We start from the raw sequence: 13275 nt of genomic DNA on the forward strand, positions 1-13275 counted from the left end.
TATATTAATAAAGTAATGAAAAAACATTTCAGATATTTATAAATTATGTAAAATAGCTATAATTTTAATGCTTCTTTAGATTAAGCTTGTATTTAAAGTATAATATTAAAACTTTAAGTGTAAAACTTTGATAAAATTTATAGATTTTTTCTTTGGTGAAAGTAAATTTACTTTAAAGATGCATTTTTGTATCATCACAAAAATTAAAATAGGAAATAAAATGAAATATGTTGGAGCTCATGTAAGTGCAAGTGGAGGTGTTTATAATGCCCCAATAAATGCAACACAAATAGGTGCAAAAGCTTTTGCTCTTTTTACAAAAAATCAAAGACAATGGAAAGCAAAAGAGTTAGATTCAAAAACTATTGATAAATGGTTTGAAGAATTAGAAAAAAGTGGTATTCAAACAAAACATATTTTACCACATGATAGTTACCTTATAAACTTAGGTCATCCAGAAGAAGAGAAAAGACAAAAATCACTAGATGGTTTTATTCATGAATTACAAAGATGTGAGATTCTTAAACTTGATAGATTGAATTTTCATCCAGGAAGTCACCTTAGAAAAATAAGTGAAGAAGAGTGCTTAGATAGAATTGCACTTTCAATGAATCAAGCAATTGATGCTACAAATGATGTAAAACTTGTAATAGAAAATACAGCAGGTCAAGGAAGTAACCTTGGATATAAATTTGAACATTTAGCTTATATCATTGATAAAATTGAAGATAAAAGTAGAGTGGGAGTATGTATTGATACATGTCATATGTTCACAGCAGGTTATGACATAAGAACAAAAGAAGCTTATGATAAAACTTGGGGTGAATTTGATGATATAGTTGGAAGACAATATCTTATGGGAATGCATATAAATGATTCAAAACCAGAACTTGGAAGTAGAGTAGATAGACATGATAGTTTAGGTCAAGGTAAAATAGGTTGGGATGCATTTAAATTCATTATGAATGATGAAAGAATGGATGATATTCCACTTGTACTTGAGACAATCGATGAGACAATTTGGGCTGAAGAGATACAAGCACTTTATGATTTAGTTGAGAAGTAAGAATTAGAAAAAGTTCAAAGTATACATTAATAGGAAAACTATGAAAATAAATGAAAAATATTTAGAAACATTAAAAAGTTTTGATGATTTTGTAACTGTTTCAGAATGGGCAGAAGAAGTTGTTAGAAAATATCCAGAAATTCTAAAAAAAAGCTGAAAAGAATGTTATTAATCAATTTAAAAGGCCATTGAATTACAAAGTTTAGTAGCTTCACGATTAGATATAGAAATTGATAAAGTTATATTAACCTCAATTCTTTCAAGATTAAAAGCAATTTACTAAAATTAAACTTGTAAAAGCACCATTTAGATAGAATACTATTTCTATTGATAAAAGCAATAAATATAAAAATATGAAAAAGAATATATAGATGATACAACTGTCAAACATAACAAAACATTTTGGAACAAAAGAGCTTTTTTCTGATTTGAGTTTTAGATTAAATGCTGGGAATAGGGTAGGTTTAGTAGGTAGAAATGGTTCTGGTAAATCTACTTTATTTAAACTTATTTTAGAAGAAGAGTCTTGTGATGCAGGGGAAATATCAATTCCTAAAGGCTATAAAATTGGTGCATTAAAGCAACATTTAGAATTTAGTGAAAAGACTTTAAGAGATGAAACAGCACTTGCTTTAAGTGAAGAGGATAAATATAGTATTTATAAGGTTGAAAAGATACTTTTTGGTTTAGGTTTTTCCAAAGAGGATTTAGAAAAAGATCCTTTATCTTTTTCGGGTGGTTATCAAATTAGAATAAATTTAGCAAAATTATTAATAACTGAACCAAATCTTTTACTTTTAGATGAACCTACTAACTACTTAGATATTTTGTCTTTAAGATGGTTAAAAAACTTTTTAAAAAACTTTGATGGTGAAGTTATTCTTATTACACATGATAGAGATTTTATGGATGCTATTACTACTCATACTATGGGTATTATTAGGAAAAGTCTTTTTATATTAGAAGGTAATACCCATAAGTTTTATGAACAATTAGAAGCAAATGATGAACACCATGAAAAGCAAAAAATTGCACAAGATAAAAAAAGAAAAGAGTTAGAAGAGTTTATTGCTAAAAATAAAGCAAGAGCTTCAACAGCAGCACAAGCACAATCAAAAGTAAAACTATTAGAAAAAATGGATGAGATGGATGATATAGTTAATGAAGGAACTATAGATTTTGATTTTAATTTTAAAGACACACCTGCAAAAGTATTATTAGATGTAAAAAACCTTAGTTTTGGATATACGCAAGATAATATATTATTTAAAGACATCTCTTTTACTTTAAATAAGTCAGAAACATTAGGGATTATAGGAAAAAATGGTAAAGGTAAATCAACTTTACTAAATACAATTGCACAAGAATTAAAACAATTAGAAGGAACAGTAAATTATCATACTTCTACTTCTTTTGCCCATTTTGGACAAACAAATATCTCGCAATTAAACCCTAAAAATACAATAATGGATGAGGTGTATCTTGGGAACTCAAAGTTACCAGAATCTACTGTTAGAAGTATTTGTGGTTCTATGCTATTTAGTGGAGATGATGTAAAGAAAAAAATATCATTACTTTCAGGTGGAGAAAAAAGTAGAGTTATGTTAGCTCAAATTTTAGCAAGAGATGTAAATCTTCTTTTTTTAGATGAACCAACAAACCACTTAGATATGCAATCAATTGACTCTTTGACAAAAGCAATTAAAAACTTTAAAGGTTCTTGTATTATTGTTACACATAGTGAAGAACTATTACGTCAAGTTTGTGATAGATTGATTGTATTTTCTAAAGACCAAGCTACATATTTTGATGGTACATATGATGAGTTCTTGGAAAAAATTGGCTGGGAAGATGAAGAAGTTGATGAAAAAGTAAAAAAAGCTCCTAAAATAAATAAAAAAGAGAATAAAAAAATAAGAGCAGCGCTTATTCAAGAAAGAAATAAGCAAACTAATCCTTTGAAAAAAGAAGTTGATAAATATGAGCAAAGAATTATTCAATTAGAAGACTTGATACAAAAAGAACAAGCAGAACTTATTCAAGCTTCTAATGTTGCAGATAATAGTAAGATAATTGAACTATCACAAATAATTTCAAAATATGAAAAAGAAGTTGAAGAAAAGTTTGAAAAACTTGAAGAATCGCAACTAAAACTTGATGAAATAATTCATGAATATGATATAAAACTAGAGGAAATTTAACTTTTTTATTTTCTCATAAATTAAATTTTCTTTATAAGAATATTGCTTAATTAAAAATAAAAATAAAGGTTGTATAATCAACTTATATTTTTATTTTTAATTATTTTGGGGAAACAAATGCAGACAATTCTATATGCACTATTACCAATCTCATTTTTGATTTTTTTAGGATATACTTTTAAAAGAATTGAATTTCCAAGTTTAGAGTTTTGGCATCATGCTGATAAGTTTACTTATTATGTACTGTTCCCTAGTTTACTTATATATAAGTTATCAACTGCTTCTTTAGATGATATTAATGGTTTTGCTTTTGTTTCTGCTGGTGTTATTACACTTCTTATTTTGACTTTATTATCTATGTTTTTATCAAAATTTATATTTTTATTTGAGGGAAAGGCTTTTACTTCTGTTTATCAAGGTGCAATTAGATTTAATTCATATGTATTTTTAGCATTAACTGCAACAATTTTAGGTGATAATGGACTTGTTCTTGCTGCTTTATTAATGACTTTTATGATTCCTGTGATAAATATTTTATGTATTCTTATTTTTTCAATGTATACATCAAATCAAAAAATTGATATTGTCTCTTTTTTTAAATCAATAATAAAAAATCCATTAATTATTGGATGTGTAGTTGGTGGTTTTCTTAACTATTTTGGAATTAGACTTTTTTTACCATTAGAAAAAACATTGGGAATTTTAAGTTCAGCAACTCTTCCTCTAGGTCTTTTATCCGTTGGCGTTGGATTGCATATTAAACATATAAATGAAGTTAAGATGGAACTATTTAGCTCTTTATTTATAAAACTTGCAATTTTCCCAGCATTTATATTTTTTATTGCAAGAGCTTTAAATGTAGAAGGTGATGCTTTAGCTGTATTAGTTATTTTTGGTTCAATGCCTACGGCTTCAAGTGCTTATATTTTAGCAAAGCAATTAGGAGGAGATACGAAACTAATGTCTGCAATTATTACTACAGAAACATTAGTTTCGATTCTTTCAATTTCAGCTATTTTAATGCTTTTTAATAGCTATTTTCATTAATTGTTTTCTAGTATTTTTAGTTGTTTTTTTGCTTCTTTTGTTCCAACAACTTTATACCATTGTTTAGCAAGATCTACTCTTTTAGGTACATTTCCCTTACCATAATGTAAGATTTCAGCTATTTTAAAAGCTGCTTGCTTATCTTTTGCAAGTGAATATGCTTTATCATAAAATTGAACTGCTTGTAAAACATCTTGTTTTACACCAAGACCATTTTCATATAAATATGCTAATTCAAAGTAACCTTTTCCTGTTTTTCTATTTAAAGACATACTGAAATATTTTGCTGCTTTTTTATAATCTTTTTTGTCATTAACATAATAATAAGCTACATAAAAAGCAAGATCTTTATTTAAGTATGCAATTTTTTCGTAATAAGAGATTGCTTTGCTTTTGCTCTTTTGTAAGTTAAGATATCCTTTTAAATAAATATCTCCCATTATCAAATTACAATCATAATTTTTAAGTTTTGCACCTTTTTTGAAGTATTCTAAGGCTTTTTTATTATCTACTTTAATTTTTACTTTACTATTTTTATAAAATAGCAAACCAAGTTCGTAGTATGCTCTTGGATTGTATAAGTTTGCAGATTTTTGGAAATATTCTTTTGCTTTATTTAAATCTTTTTTACCTGCTACACCATAATAATAAAATTTTCCTAACTCAAAATAACCTTTTGAAGATCCTTTTTGTGCTAATAATTCAGCATAATGTTTAGCTTTTTTTAAATCAAATAGATTTTCTTTACAACTTTTACAACTATAAATGTTATATAAGCTATTTAATGCACCAATTTCATCTCCTAAATTGATAGCTTTCTCAAAATATTTTATTCCTAGTTCAGGATTTTTCAATTGTTTATATTTATAACTTGGATAATAAAATATATCAGCTAGCTTCATTGTTGCTTTAATATTTCCATTATCAGACATTTCTTTAAGAGCTTCTATAGCTTTATTTAAAGTAGCATGTCTTCTTAAATAAATTAGATTAATTTGATCAAATTTACTTTTTATATCTCCTGCTTCAATAGCTTTAGTTAGATATTTTTGAGCTAATTTTTTATTTTTAAATTTATAATAATCAACTAATTTTCTAAAAATTATTATATTGTTTTGTTCAATATCTTTTTTAAATATTGTTTCTATAAAATTTGGAATAAACTTTTGTGTACTAGATTCAAAGAATTTTGCTTTTGCTTTTGTAAAAAGTTCTTTTGAAGGATTATTTATAATGTATTCTTGCCATTTTTTAGCTTCATTGTCTAATTTAGAAGAAAGAAAACCAAAATTAGATTTTGAAAATGCAAGTTTTACAATTGCATCAGCATCTTTGTTATTTGCAAGATCAATAAATATTTTGTTTGCTTGTTTTACTTTGTATGCTTTTGCTAATGCATTTGCAAAAAATCTTTTTCCCTCAATAGTTTTAAAATAATTATCTTTTAACTTTTTATACTCTTGTTTATAATCTTTATCTCTTAAATATTCTGAAATCAATCGATATTTAGCTTTTTCATAATCAAGTTTGGCACTTTTCTTTAGATACTCAATTGCTGTATCTTTGTCTTTTTTTAGAATATATTTATATGTAGCATACAATTGATAATATATTTCAGCTTGAAGTTTTTTATCTTTAGTTAATGTTTGAGCTTTTTTATAAAACTTAATAGCTTCAGGATTATTTTGTTCTTTTAATAAATCTGCACTATTTTTTATAACACTAAAATCATTTGAATTATATCTTTCTTCTAGATTAGAATATTCTTTTATATAACCCTTTTTTAACATTAATTGTTTTATCTCTTGGGCTTTATATTCATATCTTCCCGCTCTATTTTTATATTTATATATCTCATATTTATTATAAATTTTTTCTAAGTCATTTTTTGAAGCATTTTTTATAAGGGCATTTCTTGTTCTTACTGCATCATCTATTCTGTAGTTTTTAATATAGTAATCAAATAGCATAAATTTTGCTTGTTTATTATCAGCAAATTTTAATAGTTTTTCGTATTTTAAATTACCATTATTATACATATCTTTGTATTTTTTAAACATTTTTGCAAAACTAACAATATCTTCTTTATTTGAAGTTTTATTAATTGTTTTATACCATTTTTTATAGTAAGTAAGACCTTTTTTTGTTTGTGCAAAGTTGAACTTTTTATCTAAAGTAACCATTGCTTTAATATTGCCATTATCTGCTTGTTTTATTAGGTCTTGTTTAGATGCTTTATCTAAATTAGGAGTTCCTAAAGTTGTACAACCAGTTAATATTAATATAATAGTTAATGTTGAAATTAATAATTTCATTTTTCTCCTTTTTTAATATTAATTTTGTATAAAATAAGTTCTTATGAATTATTCATAAGAACTTTGAATAAAAAGAATTATTTTATATAATATCGTAATCTTTTCATATATGGATCAGATTTTTTAATACCTATATTTACTTCTTTTTTAATATCTTTGTAAATTGCAAAGTTAGGTCTATTTTTCAAAATATATCTATAAACTTCATATATTCCTTGTCTTGCTGCAGAAAATCCAAGTTCATTTAATTTTTTTAAATCTTTGATTATTACTTTAAACTGATCATTCGTTAGTTTATCTTTATCTCTTGGACTACCAATTTTTCGTAATTTATATCCAATTGCTTCGAAGTTATATTCTTTTGATAACTCTTTTGCAAGAGGAGCTATTTTATTATCGTATTTATCAAAGTTTTTTCTTTTTAGGTATAGACTTAGTAATAATCTTTTTGCCGGTTTATAATTTTTATTTGATAATTTTTCAAGAATACTAATAGCTGAATCTAAGTCTCTTCCCTTTGCTTCTGCACGAGCTAAAAGAAAAGATATTTTATTACTATTTAAACTTTTTAAATACTGTTTTGCTTTATTGGCTCTAGAATTTCCATAAGTAATAAAAGTAAGTAAAGTAGGAATATCTTTGTTTTTATAATAAGCTTCAAGTATAGCTTCTTGATATCTTCTATATTTATATGGAAGTCGTAATTCTAGAAATTTAGATGATGGATATTTTTTTACAATATTTTGAATTAGTTCATTAAATCCATATTTATGCATTTCAATAGAGTTAAGTTTTAGAAAAATACCTATAGGAGTTCCTTCTTTTAGAAGTTTATTTAAAATATACTTTTTATCATTGTATTTTAATAAAGCATTGTTTTTTTCATAAAATTTTATAAGCTTATCACTTTTTAATTTTTTTACTGTTGAAATTAGTTTATAATCTTTTTTAAAAAGTAAATCTAATGCTTTAAGATTACCAAGTTTTGCAGCTTTTTTTAGATAGTTTTTTGCTTGCTTACTTGATACATATGAGAAATATTTGTTAGTATATAATGTGTATGCTGCTTTTGCATTATTATTTTTTGCAGCAATTTTTAGAAGGTTATATGCTTTGTCTTTATCATTATAATATATAAGCTCTGCAAAATCTACATATTTATCATATCTTTTTGAAGATAATACTTTTTTATAATAATAGTTTAGTTCATCCGTTCCTCTTCTTATTTTATTTTTAATATATTTCATATCAAGAGATTTTGATTTCAAATCATTTAAAAGTTCTTTATTCTCTTTACTTAATCCATAAAGATATTTTAATGTGTCAAGTTTATTCTTTTTTTGTAAAATTTTTAGATATTTTTTTACTTTTTCGTTGTCATCATATCTTGATAAACCCTGAATAAGATCTTCTGCATGAGTAAAATTACCTTCTTTAAACTCTTTTTCGTAACAATATGTTCTAAATGCAGTAGCCGATTTTAGTGTACAATCCTCTTTTATCTTTATATTTGATATATTTGTAGTTGCAAAAACTGAAGATGTTAATAAAAAAGTAGATAAAACTACTTTTTTATAAGAAGATACAAAATTACTTTTTATTCTCATTTTTTAGCCTTTTGTAATTTTTTTAAATGCTCTTTTGCTTTTTTATAATTAGATCTTTTATACCATTTAATCGCTTTTTTATAGTCTTTTTTATATTCAGCTTTTCCATATTCATATACTAATCCTATGTTGTATGCTGCAACATCTTTATCTTCTGTATCATTTTTATTTGCATATGCATCTTGATAATATAAAATTGCTTTTTCAACATCTTTTGGTACTCCAAGACCTTTTTCATATAAAATACCTAATTCAATTTGTGATGAAGCTTTTCCTTGTTTTGCAGAATATTCAAAATATTTAGCAGCTTTTTTATACATTTTTTTATTTTCATAATATTTAGCTAAATGGTATCCTGCATATTTTTCATATTTAGCAATAGGTTTAAAATATTGCACTGCTTTTTCCATGTCTTTTTTTACACCAAGACCTTTTTTATAAAAAACACCAAGAAGATTCATACATTTTCTACTGTTATGTTTAACCCCTTCTTCTAAATATTTTTTTGCTTCTTTATAATCTAGTCTAATAATTGGATCATTATTGCCTTTTTCTTTATAGTAAAGCCATGCAAGATTATAATACATACCATAATTACCTAATTCTACTGCTTTTAAATAGTTCTCTTTTGCTTTTTGAAGATCAACTTTCACACCTTTACCATAGTGATACATCCAACCAAGATTTGCATAATCATAAGAATCATGTCTTAATTTAATTAATTTTTTAACATATTTATATGCTTTTTTATAATCTACTTTTTCTTCACTACAAGAACCACAAAGATAAATATCTTTAAGTTTATCTATTGAATTAATATCATCTTGTTTTGCATAATATTCATATATCTTTATTGCTTTTTTTAAATCTTTTTTATATAGATATGATGGATATCTATAAAGTCTTATTAGTTGTTGACCTGCTTTATAATCTCCTTGTTTCATTAAAGATGATAAAATCTCAACTGACTTATCATATTGTTGAAATTCTTTTCTAAGATAAATTTTTGCTAATTTTCTTTTACTATAAACATCTCCATAAGATGCTGCTTTTTCGTAGTATTCTATAGCTTTTTTAGGATCTCTATAAAGGTTTTTTTCACCCAATTTTCTTAAATCTAAGATATTAATTTCACTTTGATTTTTTTTAGAATTAAGTTGAGAATTAAGTTCTTCAATTATTTTTTTATTATTTTTTCTTGAGTAATATCTTTTATTAAACTCTTCTAGTAGTGCTTTTTTTAATTCTATATTATCACTATTTAGTACATAATCTCGCCATTTTTTTATAATTTTGTACTCTTCTGGGTTAAAATTATAAGATGATACTCTTTTTGATGCAAGTTCAATAATAGCTTCTTTATTATCATCTTTTGCAAGTTCATTATAAAGTTTACTTGATTTATCTTTTAAGCCTTTACTTTTATAAAAATTTGCAAGTATTAGTTTACCTTCTTGTGTTTTTGAAAGTGAGTTCTTTAGCTCTTCATAATCATCAATATAATCAAGTTTTTGTGAGTAGTACTGTAAAAGTTTTTTTGCTGCATCTTTGTTATTTAACTTAGCTGCTTTTTTAAGATATTTTAAACTTTTCTCTTTGTCTTTATTTATTTTTTGTCTATAATTTCCTCTTTTATATATGTCAGAAATATCATAGTATGCTTCTGCATTATCTTCTAATTTTATAATTTTATTGTATATATTTAATGCTTCTTTATATTTATATTTATTCTTTAAGAATTGAGCAATCTTAAGCATGTTTTTAACATCTTTTGATTCAATAACATCTTGCATAAATTTATCTGCACTATTTTTATTTTCAGTTCTATATGATCTATAATAATCTCTTTTGAATTTATTAAACTTTATATTAAATGGTTTTTTATATCCAGTTTTTTCTAAAATTTTAAATAGTTTTTCTTTTTGAGAATTACTATATTTTTTATCATAGTAATTGTATAAGCTAATTACTTGTTCTTTTGATAATTTATTAAGAACTTTATTTAATATTTCATTTGATTTATCTTTATCATACTTATTTGCATAAAATTTAATTAGTTCAATTGCAGCTTGCGTATCATTTAGTTTATAAGCTTTTTTGTATAAAGCTAAAGCTTTTTTTTCACCATCAATAAACATATCTTTATTTTCATAATATGCATTTGCAACTTTTACAATTTGTTTTGGCTCATCACTTTTTAATATAGTATCATACCATTTATTGAAAAGGTATAATCCTTCCTTTGTTTGTGGGAAGTTATAATATTTTGCAAGGTCAGCCATTGCACCAATGTCTGCATTATTTGCGTTTTCAATAAGGTTTTTCTTTGAGTCTATACTTGCTGTACCTAAGTTTAGATTTGAGCAACCAGTAAAAAACAAAAATACAATTATAAGGGGAGTTATGAATTTCATATATTTTTCCTATGTCTTTTTATTGTTAGAATCTATTGAAACACCAATTGCTTTTTAATTTTTTTATACTTAGTTCGAATAATAAGAAAATTAATCTTAAATCAAGATATAATTTATTATTTATTGATAAAAATTATTATTTTTTTATAGACCAGTAGGAATTTGATAAAAAAAAATAGTTCATTAATAGTTAAGAGTTATTAATGTATTATCCTGTTCAAAGTAAAAGGATTTAAATGATTTTTATTGTTATCATTTTATTTGTTATTATAGCAATAACAGCGTTAAATTTCTATGATAACTCAAATATTACAAAACTTGAAAACTATATAAAAACTCAAAATTGTATAGAATCAAATTATTCAAGGGGATATTATAAAGCTATTTGTCCTAAAAAGATTTTAAAATTAGAAAATAGTTTTACAATTAATATACAAAAGAATAAAAAAGAGATTTTATATGATAATATACGCAGCATAAAACACAAAAATAATATTATATATATAAATAAAGAAAAATTTGAATTCAAAAAAGATGAGAATGCAAAAAGATTTTACAAAATATTACAGGATAAGTTAAGCAATGACAGAAATAGTTGATTTTTTAAAAGCAAAAGATGTAAGTAAAGTTCCTTTTTTTTCACAATTAAAATGTACTTTAGAAGAAGCAAAAATTTTACAATTTTTAACAAAAGAGTATATAGTAGGAAGAGATTCTTTGGTTGTTGTTGATGTACTTAGTGAATTTTATGATGTTAAAAGTTATGAACATTTATACAAAGTACAAGATATTAAGTCATTACTTGAATTAGGTTGGTTGGCTCACAATAGTTTTGAACATGTGAAAATAAGTGAAATATCAAGATTAGAGTTATTAAATTCAAGTATTTCTTTATCTACTTCTTTTTTAAAATTATTAGAAGATGGTTCATTAGATTTCGTTCTTCCAGAGATTAAAAAATATAGCGATCATTTGGAGTATTTACAAGATCAATTTTTTAAAATTGATTTGGCTAAACAGCTAAATATGGTAAAAAGAAATTTTGATGAAAATTCACCTAATAGAAATAGATTAAAATCAAAACTTTTAATGCTTGAAAATAGAATTAAAGAGAGAGTAAAAGTCACTGAACATGAAATAATGTTAGAAGATTTTTTCAAAGAACACTCTTTAACTGAACAAGAACAGATGATATTTCTTGCTTTATTAAAAGAGGAATATTCAGGTGGAGATGGAACAATTAGAGATATGAATTATTTAATTGAATTAATTTCTAGTGATGATTATGAAAAGATAAAATTTAGGAGTTTACTAGAAGAGAGTTCAAAACTAGTTTCTAAAAATCTAATAGATTATGATGAGGTTTTAAGTGGATTTGGTGGAATTAATAGAAACTTCTTTATTCCAGATGATATATTGTATAAAATATCTCATCCTACAAAGAAAAAGAAAAGAACTCCAAAATTAAAATTAAATTCAGTAATAAAAGAACAAGAGATGTTTGAACTTGTTTCTACTACTAAAAGTTTAGATGATGTAGTTTTAAATGATAAAACAAGAGATACATTAAATGCATTATTAAAGCAAGTAGATAAAAATGTTTTAAATAAATTAAAACAGTGGGGAGTTAAGGAGAAAAAAAGAGGAATTGAAGCAAGAATTATTTTTTATGGTTTCGCAGGAACAGGAAAAACACTTACTGCGCTAGCTTTAGCCAAGTCTTTAAAAAGAGAAGTCCTTAGTTTTGACTGTAGTAAAATTTTATCTATGTATGTTGGAGAGAGTGAGAAAAATGTTAGAAATATTTTTGATACATATAAAGATTTAGTTCAAAGAACTAAAAGTGAACCAATTTTATTACTTAATGAAGCAGATCAATTTTTAAGTTCAAGAAGTACAGCTTCTAATAGTGGAAGTGAAAAGATGCATAATCAAATGCAAAATATATTTTTAGAACAAATAGAGAGATTTGATGGAATTTTGATTGCTACTACAAATCTTTTAGAATCAATAGATACTGCTTTTTCAAGAAGATTCAATTATAAAATTGAGTTTAATAAACCAAATATAAAACAAAGAAGAGAACTTTGGAAAAAACTTCTTCCTTCAGCACTTCCTTTAAGTGAAGATTTTGACTTAGAAGAGTTATTAACTTATGAATTAACTGGTGGACAAATTGAATTGATAATTAAAAATACAGCATATAAAGTTGCACTTGATGATGAACCTACTTTTACAGTTAATTCATTTAAAGATCAAATCGAAAAAGAGTTAAAAGGTAATTTTGACAGTGAAAATAAGATGGGATTTATGAGTTAAAAGAAAAGTTTTAAATAAATTATAATAAAATATTATAAACTTTTATAACTAATACTTATATTATGTAAAATATATTAAAAAAATGGCTACTTAATAATAAAAGTGGTCATTTTTTTTATATGAAATTTAGTAAAAAAAGATGTAAATATTTTTTGCTAAATAGGATAAAAAAAGTCTTATTTAAGTAATTGTTAAATAAAATACGATTTAAAATTATTATAAACAAACCCATCAAAAAGGGTTTTTTGCTTTAATTAACTAAGGCTTTAATTCTCAAGGCTATTTTTAGAAATTATTTTGGAATAG

At 24.3% G+C, this 13275-nt stretch carries 8 protein-coding genes; 5 read left to right on the forward strand and 3 right to left on the reverse strand.

Annotated features, from left to right (window positions below; translation table 11 throughout):
* The first annotated feature begins 220 nt into the window (after positions 1 to 220).
* The 3 genes from nfo (at position 221) to CRU93_RS09520 (ending at position 4314) form a co-directional block, all read left to right on the forward strand.
* Positions 221 to 1066 carry a deoxyribonuclease IV gene (gene nfo / locus CRU93_RS09510; RefSeq protein ID WP_129103971.1) on the forward strand — a complete coding sequence of 282 codons (846 nt, stop codon included), beginning with the start codon at positions 221 to 223 and terminating at the stop codon, positions 1064 to 1066.
* Positions 1067 to 1437: 371 nt separating this feature from the next.
* Positions 1438 to 3267 (forward strand): ABC-F family ATP-binding cassette domain-containing protein, encoded by a 1830-nt coding sequence (locus CRU93_RS09515; protein ID WP_129103972.1) that lies wholly within the window; start codon positions 1438 to 1440, stop codon positions 3265 to 3267.
* Between the two features lie 117 nt (positions 3268 to 3384).
* Positions 3385 to 4314 carry an AEC family transporter gene (locus CRU93_RS09520; protein ID WP_129103973.1) on the forward strand — a complete coding sequence of 310 codons (930 nt, stop codon included), beginning with the start codon at positions 3385 to 3387 and terminating at the stop codon, positions 4312 to 4314.
* On the opposite strand, the gene CRU93_RS09525 is transcribed toward CRU93_RS09520, so the two are convergent.
* From CRU93_RS09525 to CRU93_RS09535, 3 genes are all read right to left on the reverse strand, one after another.
* The gene (locus tag CRU93_RS09525; RefSeq protein WP_129103974.1) at positions 4311 to 6629 is read right to left on the reverse strand and encodes a tetratricopeptide repeat protein; all 2319 of its coding nucleotides are present in this window, start codon (positions 6627 to 6629) and stop codon (positions 4311 to 4313) included. The genes CRU93_RS09520 and CRU93_RS09525 overlap by 4 nt on opposite strands.
* 77 nt (positions 6630 to 6706) lie before the next feature.
* Positions 6707 to 8236 (reverse strand): hypothetical protein, encoded by a 1530-nt coding sequence (locus tag CRU93_RS09530; RefSeq protein ID WP_129103975.1) that lies wholly within the window; start codon positions 8234 to 8236, stop codon positions 6707 to 6709.
* On the reverse strand, positions 8233 to 10650 hold the full coding sequence (locus CRU93_RS09535) for a tetratricopeptide repeat protein (RefSeq protein WP_129103976.1): 2418 nt from the start codon (positions 10648 to 10650) through the stop codon (positions 8233 to 8235). Before CRU93_RS09535 ends, CRU93_RS09530 begins: the two co-directional genes overlap by 4 nt.
* Before the next feature lie 236 nt (positions 10651 to 10886).
* On the opposite strand from CRU93_RS09535, the gene CRU93_RS09540 reads away from it, so the two are divergent.
* The gene (locus CRU93_RS09540) at positions 10887 to 11249 is read left to right on the forward strand and encodes a hypothetical protein (protein WP_129103977.1); all 363 of its coding nucleotides are present in this window, start codon (positions 10887 to 10889) and stop codon (positions 11247 to 11249) included.
* A complete protein-coding gene (locus CRU93_RS09545) occupies positions 11233 to 12969 on the forward strand; it encodes an ATP-binding protein (RefSeq protein WP_129103978.1) in 1737 nt (578 codons plus the stop codon). Before CRU93_RS09540 ends, CRU93_RS09545 begins: the two co-directional genes overlap by 17 nt.
* Positions 12970 to 13275 lie beyond the last annotated feature (306 nt).

Source organism: Arcobacter sp. CECT 8985 (genome assembly GCF_004116495.1).
GTDB lineage: Bacteria > Campylobacterota > Campylobacteria > Campylobacterales > Arcobacteraceae > Malaciobacter.

Excerpts from the sequence above, each read along its gene's own strand:
- CRU93_RS09540 (WP_129103977.1), top strand. The coding sequence starts at position 10,887 with ATGATTTTTATTGTTATCATTTTATTTGTTATTATAGCAATAACAGCG.
- CRU93_RS09525 (WP_129103974.1), bottom strand. The coding sequence starts at position 6,629 with ATGAAATTATTAATTTCAACATTAACTATTATATTAATATTAACTGGT.
- nfo (WP_129103971.1), top strand. The coding sequence starts at position 221 with ATGAAATATGTTGGAGCTCATGTAAGTGCAAGTGGAGGTGTTTATAAT.
- CRU93_RS09515 (WP_129103972.1), top strand. The coding sequence starts at position 1,438 with ATGATACAACTGTCAAACATAACAAAACATTTTGGAACAAAAGAGCTT.
- CRU93_RS09520 (WP_129103973.1), top strand. The coding sequence starts at position 3,385 with ATGCAGACAATTCTATATGCACTATTACCAATCTCATTTTTGATTTTT.
- CRU93_RS09535 (WP_129103976.1), bottom strand. The coding sequence starts at position 10,650 with ATGAAATTCATAACTCCCCTTATAATTGTATTTTTGTTTTTTACTGGT.
- CRU93_RS09545 (WP_129103978.1), top strand. The coding sequence starts at position 11,233 with ATGACAGAAATAGTTGATTTTTTAAAAGCAAAAGATGTAAGTAAAGTT.
- CRU93_RS09530 (WP_129103975.1), bottom strand. The coding sequence starts at position 8,236 with ATGAGAATAAAAAGTAATTTTGTATCTTCTTATAAAAAAGTAGTTTTA.